We start from the raw sequence: 16,643 nt of genomic DNA, 5'->3' as shown, positions 1-16,643 counted from the left end.
TCAGGGGCCCTTCGGGCTGCTCGCGGCCTCGGCGGCGTTGCGCATCTCGATCCAGCCCTCGATCCTCGCGCACGCGTCGCGGACCGACTTGAGCAGCGACGGGTCGTCGTCGGGGTGCGCCGCGATCCAGTCGTAGAAGGACGTCAGCTCGCTCTCGCCCGCGACGGGGAGCAGCGCGCGGATCGCGGCGAGGCGGACTCCGCGATCCGGCTCGCGCAGTGCGTCGCGCAGCGGCTCGAGCGCCTGGTTCCCGATGCGCGCGAGCGCGACCGCGGCCTGATCGGAGACCCCCGGGCGCCGCTCGTGGAACACGCGATCGAGGAAGAAGCGCGCGCGGTCGTCGCCGATCTCGCCGAGGGCGTCGACCACGATCGGGAGGAGCGCCGGATCCTCGATCGCGGCGTCGATCATGGGGAGGACACTCATCCGCGAGCGGCGCACGGCGAGGACCGGGATGGCCCGCTCGCGAGCGAGCCGGTCCCCGCGCCAGAGGGCGGCGTCGAGCGCCGGCACGTACGAGCCGGGGTCCTGCCCCGGAACGGCCACGCGCGCCGCGACGAGCGTCTCGACGACGGCCGCGAGGTCCTTCGGGGGCACGGTCTCGGCGGCGCGGTACAGCGCATCCATGGAGGCCGCGCCGAAGGCGACGAGCTCCTGGCGGGCGCGGGCGCGGACCGGCGGGGGGACCGAGGGGTCGTACCACGCCAGCTTGGCAAGCGCCTCGGCCTGGGCGGGGATGTTCGTGCCGACGGCGGCGAGCGCGTCGATCACGACCCGCTCCGGATCGGGCTCGGCCGCGGTCGCGGCGACGGCCGGGAGAAGGGCCAGGAGGGAGAAGGCCAGGGCCGGGGGGAGCTTCACGCCGTTCCTCTGGAAAAACCGCCGGAGTATACGCTCAGGGTCCCGCGCGGGCCACGGGCCGGTTCAGCGCCCCTCCGCGCCCCCGCCGGTCCACTTCTGGATCCAACCCAGGACGCCGGGCTTGGGGGAAGGGGACGCCTCCGCGCCGATCGCCTGCAGGACGTGGTCGGCGATCGAGAGGAAGGCGGCGGTTCGCGGGGATTCGGGGCTGGCCTCGACGATCGGTCGGCCGGCATCGCCGCCGTCGCGGATCGCGGGATCGAGCTCGATCTCGCCGAGGAAGGGGACGCCCAGGCGCCGGGCCTCCTCGCGCCCGCCTCCGTGGCCGAAGATCTCCGACCGCTCGCCGCAGTGCGGGCAGGTGAAAAAGCTCATGTTCTCGACGATGCCCAGCACGGGCACGCCCACCTTCCGGAACATCGCGACCCCCTTGGTCGCGTCGGCAAGGGCGACATCCTGCGGGGTCGTCACGACGACCGCGCCCGCGAGTCGGACCTTCTGGGAGAGGGTCAGCTGGGCGTCCCCGGTCCCGGGGGGCATGTCGACGATGAGCACGTCGAGCTCTCCCCACGCGACGTCGCGCAGCAACTGCTCGACGGCCTTCATCACCATGGGCCCGCGCCAGATCACCGCCTGGTCCTTCTCGACCAGGAAGCCGATCGACATGAAGCGCACGCCGAACCGCTCGAAGGGGACGAGCCGGCTTCCGCTCGCGTCGAGGGCGGGGCGTTCGTCGACCCCCATCATCAGGGGGATCGAGGGGCCGTAGATGTCGGCGTCGACGAGGCCGACGCGGGCGCCACGCTTCGCGAGCGCCACGGCGAGGTTGACCGCGACGGTGGACTTTCCGACGCCCCCTTTGCCCGAAGCCACCGCCACGAGGTGGCGCACGCCGGGGACGAGCGCGGGGTCGAGCCCTGCAGCGGGACCCGACGGCGCGGCGCCCGGCGCCCCGATCCCCGCCATGGGGAGCGGCGCCCCCGCGGCGACCGGGGCGGCGGATCCGCCGACGCGGATCGCGATCGACCGCACCCCAGGCAGCGACTCGACCGCCGCGCGCGCATCCCGCTCGATCGCCGCGGCGACGGCGGGGTTCCCCGGGCCGAGCTCCACGCGGAAGGCGACGTCGCCTCCTTCCACACGGAGGTCCTTGACCACGCCGAACGAGACGATGTCCCGCGTGAAGCCCGGGTAGCGGACGCGGGAGAGCGCCGCGAGGACGTCGTTGGCTTCGAGCGGCATCGGTCCTCTCGAGTTCAGTACGTGAAGCAGGCTCCGAAATAGAACCCCTCGTACGTCAGCGAGCGGCTGCTCCGCTGGATCCCGGGCACCACGACGGTGCCCACGACGGTGAGGTCCGCGGGACGCAGCTCGTCGAGGATGTCGTCGTAGCGGGCGGTGCGAAAACCTCCGGTGACCTCGAGGGTCTTCCAGACCCGGGCGCGGAAGCCCAGGCCGGCCTCGTAGACGAACGCGGACCCCGACGATCCCGGATCGGAGGCGTAGACGGGGAACTCGGACTGGAAGATCCGCTGGAGGATCGCCGCGTCGCCGGTGATCGTGGGGTCGAGAAGCAGGTCCTTGTCGAGGTAGATCAGTCCGTTGTCGGAGTTCCAGATGTACGCGGAGGTGATCGAGTTGTAGTTCGATTCCTTGTCGCCCCGCAGCACGCTCACGTTGACCGAGGCCTCGACCGTGAAGCGGTCCTTGAAGAACGGCATCCGGGCCTCGAGTCCCGTCGAGAGGCCGCGCCCCGAGAATCGGGAATCCATGCGCACCCGGTCCGGGATCGGGAGCACCTGAGCGAGCTCGACGTTGGCGGGGGGGTCGTAGAACGCCGGGATCGGGGCCGCGAGCGCCTGGTAGGAGGCTTCCGTCGTGAGATGGGCGTCCACCCAGCGCCCGCCGACCGACCAGATGGCCTGGATCCGCGGGGAGGTGACGACCGCCCGCTGGTACTCGATGCGGAGGTCGCGCGTGCCCACGTCCACCAGGGCCGCGTACCCGTCGGCGAGCGAGTCGTCGAGGATCCCCGCGAACGCGGGGTAGGCGAGGTTGGTTCCGAAGACGAACTGGCCGGGGCGCGCCTCCGTCCGCTCGAAACGGTTCTGCGTCGCCCAGTAGGTGAGCACCGCCTCGCCGGCGTCGTTCGGCAGCGTCACGCCGCCGCGCCAGCGGGTCGCGCCGTCGGTTCCGAACGGCGTCGGCAGGGTGCGTCCCCGGTAGAGGGCGGAGGTAGCGAAGGGGTCGATCTCGGTGACGATGTTCATCTCGAGGCCGATCGGCTGCACGTACCACTGCTCCCACTGCGCCCAGAGCTTGTAGGGGCGCTTCACCTCGAGGGACGCGGCGTCCGCTTCGGCCGAACCGGACGAGGGCTCGTCCTGAGCGAGCGCGGGCGAGAGGAGCAGCAGGGCGGCGAGCGCGGCGCGGACGATCGGCAGCGGCGACGAGCGCATCGAAAACTCCCGGTGCGCCGCGGTCTCGGCCGCGACGCCATGGACAGTGATTCCCCCCGAAATCCGGAACGGAACCGGGAACCTACCCGAGTCGATCCGGCGCGTCAAGGCAACTCGCCCGACGGCCGCGGGCTCCGCCCCGCGTGTTAACATCCGGCCGGTTTCGTCCGGGTGGAGGAGCTCGATGGCGCGGATGACGGGTGCGGAGCAGGTGGCCGAACATGCCAAGCGCGTCGAGCGCGTCTACTCCACGCTGGCCCGCGTCTACGACGCGTTCTTCGACTGGGCTCTAGGCCCCGGTCGGCGCGTGGCGGTCTCCCGGCTGGACCTCCCCGAGGGCGCCCGCGTCCTCGAGGTGGGGGTCGGGACCGGACTGTCCCTCCCGCACTACTCCCCCCGATGGCGCGTGACCGGGATCGACATCAGCGACGCCATGCTCGACCAGGCGCGGGCGCGACTGGCCGACCTCGGCCGGGGCGACGTGGACCTGCGGCGGATGGACGCGCGCGAGCTCGCCTTTCCTGACGGCACCTTCGACGCCGTCGTCGCGCCTTACGTGATGTCGGTCGTGCCGGACCCCGACCGGGTCATGATCGAGATGGCCCGCGTGTGCCGCCCGGGCGGGACGGTCATCGTGGTGAACCACTTCGGCCACCGGTTCCGGGCCGTCCGCGCCGTGGAATCGGCCCTGAGCCCGCTGACGCACTGGATCGGCTTCCGGCTCGACCTTCCCGTCGAAACGGTCAAGGGGACGCCGGGGCTCCGCGTCGACCGCGAGGAGACGGTGAACCTGCTCGGGATGTGGCGTCTGATCGTGATGCGCCGCGAGTAGGGCGGAAGGGGTCAGTGCTCCGGCTCGAGCCCCGCCGGAGCGGGGGCCGCGGGCGGCAGCTCGCCCCCCGCGATCAGCCGGTCGACCTTGCGGGACTGCTCGACCACGCGTTCCCACTGGCGCTCGATCGACTCGCTGGTGACCGCGTTGCGGGTGAGCATCTCGAGGGCCCGGACCTTCTCGCGCAAGGCGGCGTTCTCGAGTCGAAGCCCCTCGATCTCCAGCTCGAACTCGCGGGCGCGCCTGCGCAGGTCGGTTCCCTCGCGGGCGAGGCGATCGCGAAGGCGCGCCGTCTCGGCGCGCGCCTCGTCGAGTTGCCCGCGCCGCGCATCGAGCTCCGCCTGGATCTCCAGCGAGCGCAGGCCGCCCGCGCGCATCATCCCGTATTGCACGAGCAGCTGCTCGTGCTTCATCTGCAGCTCCTGGAACAACGCGATGGGGACGCTCTCCCGGAACGCGCGCTCGATCGCCGTCGCCGACGGAAGCGCGATCGCGGTCTCCTGGTCCGCCGGCGGCCCGTCGAGCGGCTCGATCCCCGCGGACTCGAGGTCGCGGGGCGAGACGAAGTACTCCGGCCCGAAGCGCCCCTGGAGCTTCTCCGCGTGCAGACGCCCGCTGCGGATGTAACGGCGCAGCGTCGTGATCGAAAGGGAAGTGCGCGCGGATGCCTCGCGCAGGCTCATGCGCTCCATGACCGGGCGTTTGTACCACACGCGTCGTGCGGGCCACAAGAACCTCGAGGGCGCTTGAGCCGAAAGCGGTCCTGCGCTACGGTCTGGCGGCCCGAACGGGGAGGTGGCCGATGACGACGGAGAGGAGCGACCCGAGCGCGGGACCCCGCCACTGGGCGGACGAGGCCGCGGAATCGGTGCTCGCCGCGGGGCGCGGGGCGATCGTGTCCTCGGGGATCTCGCCGTCCGGCGAGATCCACATCGGCAACATGCGCGAGGTGCTCACCGCGGACGCCGTCTTCCGCGCGCTTCGCGAGCGCGGCGCTCCGGCGCGCTTCAACTACGTCGCCGACAACTTCGATCCCCTGCGCCGCGTCTACCCGTTCCTCGACGCCTCCGTCTACGAGCCGCTCATCGGAAGGCCCCTCTCGGAGATTCCCTGCCCGTGCGGCGCCCACCGCTCGTACGCGGACCACTTCCTCGAGCCCTTCCTGGCGGCGCTGCGCACGCTGCACGTCGAGGTCGACGTCGAGCACGCCGACCGCATGTACAAGTCGGGGCGGATGAACGAGGTCGTGCTCCTCGCCCTCGAGGGGCGGGACCGGATCGCGGCGATCCTGAAGGAGCTGACCGGAAAGCAGGTGGAGGAGAACTGGTCGCCGTTCAATCCGCTCTGCCCCGCGTGCGGCAGGATCACCCAGGCTTCCGTCGTCGGCTTCTCGCGCGCGAAGGAGACCGTGGACTACGCCTGCGCCTGCGGCGCGGCGGGCGCCGTCGCGATCGCGGGCGGAGGCAAGCTGACGTGGCGCGTGGACTGGCCCGCGCGGTGGCGGATGCTCGGCGTGACCGTCGAGCCGTTCGGCAAGGACCACGCGACGCGCGGAGGCTCCTACGACACCGGGGTCCGGATCAGCAGGGAGGTCTTCTCCTGGGAGCCGCCCTACCCGATCGCCTACGAGTGGATCAGCCTGAAGGGGAAGGGGGACATGTCCTCGAGCAAGGGGAACGTCCTGTCGATCACGCAGGCGCTCGAGGTCGTTCCGCCCGAGGCGCTCCGTTACCTCGTGATGCGCGAGCGGCCCGCGCGGACGATCACCTTCGATCCCGGCGAGCCGCTCCTCGCCCTCGTCGACGCCGTCGAGGCGGCGACCGCGGCGGGAGCCCCCGATCGCGCGCTGGAGCTGTCGCGCGCGGCGGGATTCTCACCCGCGGGGGTTCCGTTCAAGCACCTGGTGGTCGTCGCGCAGGCGGCGGGCTTCGACCTCGACGCCACGCTCGCGACGCTCGACCGCGCCGGGTACCCCGGTCTCGACCGCGGGGCCGTCGCCGAGCGGCTCGGGTTCGCGCGGCGGTGGCTCGAGCGGTTCGCCCCCGAGGATCTGAAGTTCGAGGTGCGCGGCGGGCTCCCCGAGGAGGCGGCGTCGCTCAACGCCGCGCAGCGGGCGTTCCTCGCGGCCTTCGCGGATCGCCTGGCTCCGGGTCAGGACGGCGAGACCGTCCACCAGCTGATCTACGAGCTCGCTCCCGCCGCGGGGGTCAAGCCCTCCGAGGCCTTCCAGGCGATCTACGTCGCGCTCCTGGGAAAGCCGCGGGGGCCGCGCGCGGGCTGGTTCGTGACGGTGGTCGGGGCCGAGAGGTGCGCCGCGCGTTTCCGCGAGGCGGCGGCCTGAGGACCGGTCACTCCTCCTCGTCGGCGGAGGCCGCTTCGAGCCTTCCGTGCGCCTCGCGCACGAGCCGGCGCAACACGGCGCGCTGGACGCGCCAGGCGGACTCGAGCACCCGCAGGGTGTCCGAGCCGTGTTCGGCCAGCTCCGCCCGCACGACCCTGGCGTCGACGGGGGAGTCCGAGCCCAGGTGGAGCGCGGCGGCGGCTTCGCGCAGCACGCGCAGCGCCTCCTCGACGTAGGGGCGCTCCGGCCCCTCGAGTCGGGCCAGCACCGAGGCCGTCTCGAGGACCTCGATCGAGGGGAGCTCGCGCCCCTCGGGCCCGTTCTCCCCGTGTCGGCCCGTGAGGATCCACTCGATGGAAGTCTGCCCGACGCGGGCGAGCTCCATCAGGCGCCGGGGCTCGGGCACGATCCCGTGCTCGTACTTGTGGATCGCCGACTGGGTGGTCCCCAGCATGCGCGCCAGCTCCCACTGCCGCAGCCCCGACTGGCGGCGGATCTCGCGGATCCGGCGGCCCACGGACGGACGGTCGATTTCCCGCATGCCCGGGGAATATGGGGACCCGGCGGCGGGGGAGGCAAATCAGGCCCCCGGGGCGGTGTCCCTGCGCGCGCGGGCCTCGTCGATCCACAGGACGAGCAGGAGCCCGATGACGAAAAACGGCACGGTCCAGAGGACCGCGAGCCTCTGACTCCCGGATCCGCTCGAAACCAGGCCGAAGACGAGGAACGCGACGATGGAGCCGACCTGCCCCGCCAGGACGTAGAAGCCGAAGAACTCCGACTCCCGCTCCCGTGGGGAGAGTCGGGCCATGTAGGCGCGGGCGATCGACTGGGTGCTTCCCATCCCGATCGCCGCCCCCGCCGCCATCAGGCAGAACATCGGGATGCCCTTGGCGAAGGCGCCGATCAGGGCGACCCCCGTCCACAGGACGAGGGTGAGGGCGAGGGCGCGCCTGGCTCCGATCCGGTCGGCGATCCATCCCGCCGTCACGGTCCCCGGAAACGCGATCAGGTTCGTGCTCATGAACAACACCAGCAGCCAGATCCCTTCGATCCCGAACGACTTGCTCGCGAAGATCGCACTGAAGCGGATGACGACGTTCACCCCGCCGAAGAAGAAGACGTAGGCGAGGATGTACTTCGCGGTCTCGCGATAGTCACGCAGGTGCCGGAGCGTCTCGCCGACCCGCCGGAACCCCACCGAGGCGTACTCCCCGATTCCCGACAACGCGCGGTCGGAGGGGCGCTCGCGAAGCCACAGGAACGTCGGAATCGAGAAGAGCGCGAAGAACGCCGCCACGACCAGGAACGCGCCGCGGAATCGCGCGACGGCCGTGAGGTCGAGCGCACCGGTCGAAGGGTCGGTGAGCGGCCGGGCGATGAACCAGAGGCACGCCAGGAGGGAGATGAGGCCCCCGAGGAACCCGGTACCCCACGCCAGCGCCGAGATCTTCCCCGCCGTGGAGTCGTCGCTGATCTCGGGGAGGAAGGCGTTGTAGAAGACGTACCCGCCCTCGAATCCGATGCTCGCGACCACGTAGAGGACGAAGGCCCAGAACACGTCGCCGGGGCCGACCGTCGCGAGCAGCGCGGTCGCCACGACGGTCTGGAGGACGGTCGCGGCGAGGAATCGTTTCTTCCGCCCCGAGTAATCGGCCAGCGCGCCCATCACGGGGGAGGTGAGGATCAGGGCGACGTTGACGGCGATCCCCGCGAGTCCCCAGTACAGGTCGCCCCGCGGATCCGACTTGGCGAAGACCGCGTTCGTGAAATACACGGAGAAGGCGACCGTCGTGATGAGGGTCGTGTAGGAGGAGTTCGCGAAATCGAACGCGCACCAGCCGAGGACTTCCTTACGGAGCAGGCGCTTGGTTCCGGGAGCGTTCATCGCTCCCCCCAGCCGAGCTTGCGGTGCAGCACTTCGAAGAACCCCCGGTGCGCGACGCGCACGAGCTTGGCCGGCTTGGGATGGGCGTCGATGCGGATCTCGTCGTGGAGCTTCATCCCCAGCGCGACCTGCCCGTCGAGGGTGAGCATCGCGGCCTCGGGGGTCGAGCGGAGCACGACCTCGATCGAGACGTGGCCGGGCACGACGAGCGGCCGGTACGACAGCGTGTGCGGGCAGATCGGCGTCACCACGAACGCGCGCATCCGCGGGTCGACGATCGGTCCGCCGGCCGAGAGGTTGTAGGCGGTCGAGCCGGTCGCGGTCGAGACGATGAGTCCGTCCGCATGGATCTTCGCCACGAGATCGTCGTCGATGCGCAGCTCGAGGGAGAGCATGCGCGGCGACGCGCTCTTGGCGAGGACGGCGTCGTTGAGGATCGCGTACTCCTGCGCGCGGCGACCGCCCCGCTTGGGGCGCACGCGCAGGACGGTGCGCTCCTCGACCGCGTAGTCTCCCGCGAGGACCTTCTCGAGGCCGGCGTAGGTCTCCTCGGGCTGGAGCTCCGTCATGAAGCCGAGGCCGCCGAAGTTCACGCCGAGGATCGGGATCCCGCGCGGCACGGCCGCACGGGCGACCGAGAGGAAGGTCCCGTCCCCTCCGGCGACGACGGCGAGGTCGGTGTCGGCCGGAAGGGACCCTTCCGGCACGCCGTCCTTCAAGCCGAGCGCCTTCGCGGTCCGGGCGTCGAATCGGACGCGCACGCTGCGCTTGCGGAACCACGCCGCCATCTCGTCGGCGATGCGCAGCCCCTCGGAGGCCTGCTTCTTGGCGACGACGACGACCCGGCGGATGGGAGGGTGAGCGGCGCGGCGGGCCTTCACGCGGGATCTCCGTGCGCGCCGGCGACCGCCCGGTCGATGCGGCGCGCGATCTCGGCGGCGGACAGCCCTCCGGCAGCGGGGACCAGGTGCAGGAAGAACTCGAGGTTCCCCTCCGCGCCGGGGACGAGCGACGGGGCCACGCCGTGGACGCCCCAGCCGGAATCCCGGGCGAACGCGGCGAGGGCGTGAAGGACCTCCCCGTGGAGGACGCGGTCGCGGACGATGCCGCCCGGACCGACCTTGCCGCGGCCGACCTCGAACTGGGGCTTCACGAGCGCGACGACCTCCCCCCCTTCCGCGAGCGTCGCGGCGATCGCGGGCAGGACCAGCCGGAGCGAGATGAAGGATACATCGACGACGGCGAGCGAAGGACGGAAGGGGAGCCGCCCCGCCTCCAGGTTGCGCGCGTTGAGGCCGTCGAGGACGACGACCCGCGGGTCGGTCCGCAGGGACCAGTCGAGCTGCCCGCGGCCCACGTCCACGGCCGCGACCCGGGACGCTCCCCGCTCGAGCAGCACCTGCGTGAAGCCCCCGGTCGAGGCCCCGACGTCGAGGGCCTCTCTCCCGGCAGGGTCGACCGAGAAGGCCTCGAGCGCGCCCTCGAGCTTGCCTCCCGCGCGGCTGACGTGACGGGGCCCTTCGGCGACCTCGAGCGGGACATCCTCGGGGAGCTTCTCGCCGGCCTTCTCGACGCGCCGGCCCGCGCGCGTCACGCGCCCGGCGAGGATGAGCGCCTGCGCCTTCGCGCGGGTTCCGGCGAGCCCCCGCTCGACGAGGAGCTGGTCGGCGCGGACGCGCTTCACGCGGCCCGAGCGACCGACCACCGCGCGAACGCGGCGAGCGTGTCGCGCGACGCGAGCGGGACGCCGTCGAGACAGCGCTCCGCGCGCTCGGCCCACCGCGCCGCTTCCTCGCGGGCGCCGTCGAGGCCCAGCAGGGAGGGGATCGTGGCCTTGCCGGCGTCGCGGTCCTTCCCCGGGGTCTTCCCCAGCGTCCGGGCGTCGGCGACCAGGTCGAGGACGTCGTCGTGGGCCTGGAAGGCGAGGCCGAGGGCGCGTCCGTAGTCCCCGAGGGCGTCGCGCGCCGCCGTCGGCGCGCCGGCGAGGATGGCGCCGAGCTCCGCCGACGCGGCGAGCAGCGCTCCCGTCTTGTGCGCGTGGATCCAGACGACGCCGTCCAGGTCGGTCGCGCGCCCCTCGGCTTCGAGATCGGCCATCTGCCCGCCGACCATCCCGCCGATCCCCGCGGCGCGCGCGACGGCGGCGACCGCCTCCGGGTGGCGCGCGAGGACCTCGAAGGCCAGCGTCAGCAGGCCGTCGCCGGCGAGGATCGCCTCCGCCTCGCCGTACGCCCGGTGGACCGTCGCCCGTCCGCGGCGGAGGTCGTCGTCGTCCATCGCCGGGAGGTCGTCGTGCACGAGCGAGTAGGTGTGCACGAGCTCGAGCGCCGCGGCCGGCTCCCAGGGCGTCGTCTCGGCGGCACCCCCGCAGGCCTCGTAGGCGGCGACCGCCAGCAGCGGGCGCAGGCGCTTGCCGCCGCCGAAGACCGCGTATCGCATCGCCTCGATCGCCGTCGCCGCGGGCCCTTCGGGAGCGGGGAGGATGCGCTCGAGCGCGCGCTCCACCTGCGGGCGGCGCAGCTCGATCCAGGAGGCGAGGTCGGCCGCCACGATCACACCGCGTACTGCACGGCGCGGGTCTCGCGGATCACGTTGACCTTGATCTCGCCGGGGAAGTCGAGCTGGGACTCGAGCGCGCGGGCCACCTCCTTGGCGAGGGCGTAGGCGCGATCGTCTCCCGCGGTGTCCGCGTCCACGATCACGCGAACCTCCTTCCCCGCGCGAACGGCGTAGGCCTGCCGCACGCCCGGAAACGACGACGCCACCTTCTCGAGGCGCGTGAGACGCTCGATGAACACGTCGAGGTTGTCCTTGCGCGCCCCGGGCCGATTGTCGGAGATCCGGTTCGCGACCCGGAGCAGGAGCGCCTCGACGGATTTCGGCGCGACGTCGGGGTGCATCGCCTGGATGGCGTGCACGACCACGTCGCGTTCTCCGGCCTTGGCGGCGATGTCCGCCGAGGCGAGCGCCGCGGGACCCGTCGCCGTCTCGTCCACGCGCCCGATCTCGTGGAGCAGCCCCGCGCGCCGCGCCACGTCCGCGCGGGCGCCGATCTCGGACGCCATGTGCCCGGCGAGCAGCCCGACCTCGGCGGCGTGCGCGAGCAGGCTCCGGCCGTGGTGATACCGCAGGCGCATCCGTCCGACCAGTCGCGCGAGCCGCGGCGCGAGCTCGGCGATGCCGAGCTCGAACGCGGCCTGTCGCCCGGCCTCCTCGACGATCCCCTCGAACTCCTCCTTCACCTTCGCCACGACCTCCTCGATCTTGGCGGGGTGGATGCGCCCGTCCTCGAGGAGGCGGTCGATCGACAGCCTCGCCACCTCGCGACGGACGGGGTCGAACGAGCTGATGAGGATCGCCTGGGGCGTGTCGTCCACGATGACGTCGATCCCCGTCGCGTATTCGAGCGCGCGGATGTTGCGCCCTTCGCGGCCGATGATCCGGCCCTTCATCTCGTCGCTCGGGAGCTTCACGAAGGTGACGGCGGACTCCACCGGCTCCCGCACGGTGACCCGCTGCGCGGCGTCGACCACGAGCCCCACGGCGTCGCGCGCGGCGCGCTCACGGGCCTCCTCCTCGATCCGTCGCGCGATCCGGGCCCCCTCCCTGCGGGCCTCGTCCTCGATCGTCCGCACGAGCTCCGCACGCGCTTCCTCGGCGGAAAGGCCCGCGACGCGCTCGAGGGAGCGCAGCGCCTGAGCCTCGTTCGCGAGGGCGACGGCGAGCGCCTCCCGGGAGCGCTCCTCGTTGCGCGTGACGACGGTGGAGCGCCTCTCGAGCTCCTTTCGCTGGCGGTCGATGGCGGCGACGTCGGATTCCAGCTGCCGTGCGCGGGCGTCGAGGGCGGACTCGCGGGCGTCGAGGTCGGCCTCGCGGCGGTCGGCCTCCTCGCCGAGCGCGACGGCCTTCTCCTGCGCCCCGACCAGAATCTCGTTGGCGCGCGCTTCGCCTTCGGCGCGGGCGTCGAGCTTGATGCGCTCCGCGTCGTCATACGCCTGCCGGCGCATGTGCCAGGCGCTCCACGCTCCCGCGGCCGCGAGCAGGACCGCGATGCCGGCGCCGATGATGTCGAACCACTGCAGGCCGGTCACCTTCGAGCCTCCAGCTCGCTCCAGGCGCCGCGGCCGAGCGCGAGGTCGCGCCGATCAGAAGAAGTCCGGAAACCCCCGCGAGAGCCGTGTGGATCGGACCCGTTGAACCAGGTCCCTCAGGTGGGATCCCTGCGGCCGCCTTGGGCTTCCCCTTCGGAGAGGGGCTTGCTCCTCGCGGCGCGACGGCGGGATCCCGGGTATTCGACGTTGGCTCAAGCGCTTCAATCCATCACGCACTCCACAGGGGAATCCGAAGTCGTCCTTCCGAATCACGCGATCACTCCGCCCGGCCGGCGTCGCCGGCATCGGAGCGGCCGCCCGTCTCGTCGAGGATCTCTTCGAGCAGGCGGGTCATGCGGCCCACTGCGGCCTCGTCCCAAGCGGACGGGGACGCCTGGCGGGCCCTCAGGTTGTCGTCGGCAATGTTGAGGGCGGCGAGGATCGCCACCTTCAGCGTGTCCGCGGTGCCGGTCGCCTCCGCGACCTCCCGCATGCGGCGGTCGACCTCCTTCGCGAGGAGGCCGAGATAAGTCGGATCGCCTCCGCCGCGGAGGCTGTAGGTCCGACCGAAGATCGTCACCGGCGTGGGCTCGCCGGTCGAGGCGTCCGACATCGTCACTCCTCGCCGAGCGCCGCGAGAGCGTCCGCAAGGGCGGAGCGAAGCTCGACATCCCGCCGCCGGCCGTCGTCGCGGGACGACGTCAGCTCGCGCTGGAGGGCGTCGACTTCGTCGAGCAGCCTCGACCGTTCGGTCTCGAGCGCCCGCCGCTGCGCGGCGAGCTCCCGGAGCCGTTCGACGGCCTCTCCGATGCGAGCCTCCAGAAGCTTAACAGCGGCTTCGCTCATGTGTCCATTCCGTCATGCCCCCGCGCGCATCTTCACGCCGGGAACCCGGTCGAGGGCGAGGACGAGCGCGGTTCGGTAACTCTCGGTCACCGCGTCCTCCAGCGTCCGCTCGAGCGGGCGGAGGATAACACGCACCGTCAGCGAGACTTCGCCCTCGCGAAGGGGGGCCCCCTCGAAGCGGTCGACCACCTCGAACGAGGCCGGAGCCGGCGACGGGACCGCCGACAAGGCCGCGAGGACCGCTCCCGCCTCGACCCCGGCAGCGCACAGCAGGGACAGATCGCGCCAGCTCGCCGGAACGCGGGGGACCGGGCGGTGCTGGGGCAGGACCCTCGGCAGCGTCGCGACGGCGTCGAGATCGACCTCGGCGAGGTAGATCGGCCCGGGGGCTTCGAGGGCGGCGGCGACGGCGGGGTCGAGTTGTCCGCACCAGGCCACGGTCGCCCCCGCCGGGCCCGCCCAGGTGATCGACCGTCCGGGCTGGAAGCAGGTGCGCGCGCTTCGGCCGCGTTCGAACGCGCCCTGCGGTCGGAGCAGGTGGAGGACCGCCTCGACCGCACCCGCGATGTCCCAGAGGTCGAGCGGCCGCGCGGGCGCCGACCAGTGGCGGGGCGTCGCCGCGCCGGCCCACGCGATTCCGACCCGCATCGGCTCGCGCGGAAACGCGCCTCGACCGGTCGGCAGGAAGACGCGTCCCGCCTCGAAGAGCCGGACGTCGTCGACGCCGCGGCGCAGGTTGGCGGCGGCCGCCGCGGCGAGCGCGGGGAGAAGGGACCGCCGCAGCCAGCCGAGCGATTCCGAGATCGGATTCGTCAACGCGAGCGGCGCCGGGTCGTCGTCCGCGGCGAACCCCGCGTCCTCCCCGGGACCGATCATCGCGTAGCTGAAGGCTTCGTGGAAACCGAGCGCGGCGAGGCGATCGCGAACGCGCTCCTCGTCGGCGTCCGACGGGACCCCGGTGCCCGCCGGGGCGAGGGGGATCGACGCCGTCGGGATCCGGTCGTAGCCGATGTGGCGCCCGATCTCCTCCACGAGGTCGGCTTCGCGCTCGAGATCGACGCGCCAGCTCGGCGGTTCGACCTCGAACGAGGTGGCGTCGGCGGCGGCGATGCGGCAGCCGACGGCCTCGAGGGCGCGCCGCGCCTCGTTGCGCGCCGGCGCGTATCCGAGGAGCGTGGCGGCGCGCTCGAGGCGCACGCTCAGGCGGGCGGGGGCGCGGCGGCCCGGGTAGAGGTCGACCACCCCGGGGGCCGCGGTGCCGCCGCAAAGCTCCATGAGCAGGCGCATCGAGAGGTGCTGCGCCGCGAGCGGAGCCTCCGGATCGCAACCGCGCTCGAAGCGCTGGCTCGCCTCGGTCGACATGCCGAGCCGGCGCGCCGTGCGCCGGACCGAGCCGGGCAGGAACCAGGCGGCTTCGATCAGCACGTCGCTCGTGGTTTCGCCGATCTCGCTGTCGGCGCCCCCCATCACGCCGGCGAGGGCGACCGGCCGGCGGTCGTCGGCGATGACGAGCATGTCCGGTGCGAGCCGGCGCTCGCCCCCGTCGAGGCTGACGAGGACTTCCCCTTCGGCGGCGCGGCGGATGCGGATCTCCGGACCGGAGAGCCGGGCGAGGTCGAAGAAATGGACGGGTTGCCCGAGCTCGAGAAGGACGAGGTTCGAGGCGTCGACGACGTTGTTGATGGAGCGCAGGCCGCACGCCTCGAGGCGGGCGACGACCCATTCGGGAGAGGGGCCCACGCGGACGCCGCGCACGAGCCCCGCGGTGTAGCGCCGGCAGAGATCCTCGTCGTCGATCGCCACGCGGACGGCGGCGGTCGCGGGCGCGCCCGAGCCGGCGGGAGCCTCGTACACGGGCTGGAAGGGGATCCCGAGCCCCGCGGCGATCTCCCGCGCGACGCCGAGGTGCCCGAGGGCGTCGGGGCGGTTCGCCGGAACGTCGACGTCGAGCACCACGTCGGCTCCGGCGTTCGCGATCGCATCGACGGTGAGGCCGCGCGCGGTGAGGACGCGGGCGACCTCGGCGGCTCCCGGGAGCCCCGGAAGGAGCGACTTGATCCAGGCGACGGAGACGAGCACGGGCTACTCCGCGAGCTGTCGGAGGAATCGGACGTCGTTCTCGATGAGCAGGCGCAGGTCGTCGACGCCGAAGCGCTGCATGGCGATCCGGTCGATCCCGAGGCCGAAGGCCCAGCCCGTGTACCGCTCGGCGTCGATTCCGACCGCCTCGAAGACGCGCGGATGCACCATCCCCGCGCCCCCCATCTCCAGCCAGCCGGAGGCCTTGCAGGCCCGGCAGCCGACGCCGTCGGCCGTGCGCCCCCCTCCGCCGCAGACGCGGCAGGAGATGTCGAACTCGCACCCGGGCTCGACGAACGGGAAGTACCCGGGACGAAGGCGTACGACGACGTCGTCGCCGAAGAACCGGCTCCAGACCGCCGCCATCGTTCCCTTGAGGTCGGCGAGCGAGATCCCCTCGCCGACGACGAGCCCCTCGAGCTGGTGGAACATCGGCAGGTGCGTCGCGTCGAGGTCTTTCCGGTAGACGCGCCCCGGGCAGATCATCCGGATCGGCGGCCGCTGGCGCCGCATCGTTCGGATCTGCACCGGCGAGGTGTGCGTGCGCAGCAGGAGTCCGCCGTCGAGGTAGAACGTGTCGGTCGCGTCCCTCGCGGGATGGTCGGCGGGGAGGTTCAGCGCCTCGAAGTTGTGGAAGTCGTCCTCGGCCTCCGGTCCCTGCTCCACGGTGAATCCCATCGAGCGGAACACCGTCTCGAGGTCGCGCCGGGTGCGCGTGACGGGATGGAGCGACCCCGCCGGCGGCACCCTTGCGGCGAGCGTCGGGTCGACCCGTTCCCGGTCGACGGCCCTCAGGCGCTCCGCGTCCGCCGCGCGCGCGACCGCCTCGTCCACGGCCCCCTCGAAGCGCCGGCGCAGGGCGTTCACCTCCTGGCCGGCGCGCGGCCGGTCCTCCGGCGGTACGGCGCCGAGCCCCTTGAGGAGCGCCGTCAGCTCACCCTTCTTCCCGAGAAAGCGAACCCGCACCGCCTCGACGGCGGCCGCATCGGAGCCGGCTGCGGCGAGGGCGGCGTCGAATGCCGCCCCGATCCGTTCGAGGTCCGCGCTCACGGCAGACCCCGGCTCAGGCGTGCGCCGCCGCCTGCCTCGCCGCCTGGACCACCGCGCCGAACGCCTGCGGGTCGCGCACGGCGAGATCGGCCAGGATCTTCCGATCGAGGCCGACGCCGGCGACCTTGAGCGCGTGCATCAGGGTCGAGTACGACATGTCGTGCAGGCGCGCGGCCGCGTTGATCCGGATGATCCA

At 72.6% G+C, this 16,643-nt stretch carries 17 protein-coding genes and 1 other RNA gene; 2 read left to right on the top strand and 16 right to left on the bottom strand.

What is annotated here, in order from left to right; genetic code table 11:
* From VF139_07390 to VF139_07380, 3 genes are all read right to left on the bottom strand, one after another.
* Positions 1 to 861 carry a HEAT repeat domain-containing protein gene (locus VF139_07390; GenBank protein HEX6851217.1) on the bottom strand — a complete coding sequence of 287 codons (861 nt, stop codon included), beginning with the start codon at positions 859 to 861 and terminating at the stop codon, positions 1 to 3.
* A gap of 63 nt (positions 862 to 924) precedes the next feature.
* The gene (locus VF139_07385) at positions 925 to 2,103 is read right to left on the bottom strand and encodes an Mrp/NBP35 family ATP-binding protein (GenBank protein HEX6851216.1); all 1,179 of its coding nucleotides are present in this window, start codon (positions 2,101 to 2,103) and stop codon (positions 925 to 927) included.
* A 14-nt stretch (positions 2,104 to 2,117) separates the two neighbouring features.
* On the bottom strand, positions 2,118 to 3,320 hold the full coding sequence (locus VF139_07380) for a hypothetical protein (protein HEX6851215.1): 1,203 nt from the start codon (positions 3,318 to 3,320) through the stop codon (positions 2,118 to 2,120).
* 184 nt (positions 3,321 to 3,504) lie between these two features.
* Here VF139_07380 and VF139_07375 point away from each other — a divergent pair, with 184 nt between their 5' ends.
* A complete protein-coding gene (locus VF139_07375; GenBank protein ID HEX6851214.1) occupies positions 3,505 to 4,152 on the top strand; it encodes a methyltransferase domain-containing protein in 648 nt (215 codons plus the stop codon).
* 11 nt (positions 4,153 to 4,163) lie between these two features.
* On the opposite strand, the gene VF139_07370 is transcribed toward VF139_07375, so the two are convergent.
* Positions 4,164 to 4,844: a hypothetical protein gene (locus VF139_07370; protein HEX6851213.1), complete on the bottom strand. Its 681-nt coding sequence runs from the start codon at positions 4,842 to 4,844 to the stop codon at positions 4,164 to 4,166.
* Positions 4,845 to 4,954: 110 nt separating this feature from the next.
* Here VF139_07370 and lysS point away from each other — a divergent pair, with 110 nt between their 5' ends.
* Positions 4,955 to 6,493: a lysine--tRNA ligase gene (gene lysS / locus VF139_07365; GenBank protein ID HEX6851212.1), complete on the top strand. Its 1,539-nt coding sequence runs from the start codon at positions 4,955 to 4,957 to the stop codon at positions 6,491 to 6,493.
* 7 nt (positions 6,494 to 6,500) lie between these two features.
* Here the strand turns inward: lysS and VF139_07360 are convergent, their stop codons facing one another.
* The 12 genes from VF139_07360 to rplT form a co-directional block, all read right to left on the bottom strand.
* The gene (locus tag VF139_07360; protein ID HEX6851211.1) at positions 6,501 to 7,034 is read right to left on the bottom strand and encodes a helix-turn-helix transcriptional regulator; all 534 of its coding nucleotides are present in this window, start codon (positions 7,032 to 7,034) and stop codon (positions 6,501 to 6,503) included.
* Positions 7,035 to 7,073: 39 nt separating this feature from the next.
* On the bottom strand, positions 7,074 to 8,381 hold the full coding sequence (locus VF139_07355) for an MFS transporter (protein ID HEX6851210.1): 1,308 nt from the start codon (positions 8,379 to 8,381) through the stop codon (positions 7,074 to 7,076).
* On the bottom strand, positions 8,378 to 9,262 hold the full coding sequence (locus VF139_07350) for an NAD(+)/NADH kinase (GenBank protein ID HEX6851209.1): 885 nt from the start codon (positions 9,260 to 9,262) through the stop codon (positions 8,378 to 8,380). The genes VF139_07355 and VF139_07350 overlap by 4 nt, the downstream gene beginning before the upstream one ends.
* A complete protein-coding gene (locus tag VF139_07345) occupies positions 9,259 to 10,065 on the bottom strand; it encodes a TlyA family RNA methyltransferase (protein HEX6851208.1) in 807 nt (268 codons plus the stop codon). The genes VF139_07350 and VF139_07345 overlap by 4 nt, the downstream gene beginning before the upstream one ends.
* Positions 10,062 to 10,937, bottom strand: a complete 876-nt coding sequence (locus tag VF139_07340) for a farnesyl diphosphate synthase (GenBank protein HEX6851207.1) — start codon at positions 10,935 to 10,937, stop codon at positions 10,062 to 10,064. Before VF139_07340 ends, VF139_07345 begins: the two co-directional genes overlap by 4 nt.
* Positions 10,934 to 12,472, bottom strand: a complete 1,539-nt coding sequence (gene rny / locus VF139_07335) for a ribonuclease Y (protein HEX6851206.1) — start codon at positions 12,470 to 12,472, stop codon at positions 10,934 to 10,936. The genes VF139_07340 and rny overlap by 4 nt, the downstream gene beginning before the upstream one ends.
* Before the next feature lie 68 nt (positions 12,473 to 12,540).
* A non-coding RNA gene (gene ssrS, locus VF139_07330) (6S RNA) lies at positions 12,541 to 12,722 on the bottom strand.
* A 27-nt stretch (positions 12,723 to 12,749) separates the two neighbouring features.
* Entirely contained in the window at positions 12,750 to 13,085 is a 336-nt protein-coding gene (locus tag VF139_07325; GenBank protein ID HEX6851205.1) for a cell division protein ZapA, read from the bottom strand.
* A 2-nt stretch (positions 13,086 to 13,087) separates the two neighbouring features.
* On the bottom strand, positions 13,088 to 13,318 hold the full coding sequence (locus VF139_07320) for a hypothetical protein (GenBank protein ID HEX6851204.1): 231 nt from the start codon (positions 13,316 to 13,318) through the stop codon (positions 13,088 to 13,090).
* Positions 13,319 to 13,330: 12 nt separating this feature from the next.
* A complete protein-coding gene (gene pheT / locus VF139_07315; protein HEX6851203.1) occupies positions 13,331 to 15,397 on the bottom strand; it encodes a phenylalanine--tRNA ligase subunit beta in 2,067 nt (688 codons plus the stop codon).
* 3 nt (positions 15,398 to 15,400) lie between these two features.
* On the bottom strand, positions 15,401 to 16,426 hold the full coding sequence (gene pheS / locus VF139_07310) for a phenylalanine--tRNA ligase subunit alpha (protein ID HEX6851202.1): 1,026 nt from the start codon (positions 16,424 to 16,426) through the stop codon (positions 15,401 to 15,403).
* Between the two features lie 34 nt (positions 16,427 to 16,460).
* Positions 16,461 to 16,643: 50S ribosomal protein L20 (gene rplT, locus VF139_07305; protein ID HEX6851201.1), on the bottom strand; the 183-nt coding region annotated here is incomplete at its 5' end.

The organism is Candidatus Polarisedimenticolaceae bacterium, from assembly GCA_036376135.1.
Taxonomy (GTDB): Bacteria; Acidobacteriota; Polarisedimenticolia; order Polarisedimenticolales; family DASRJG01; genus DASVAW01.
This window is presented reverse-complemented; position numbering and strand designations above follow the sequence as displayed.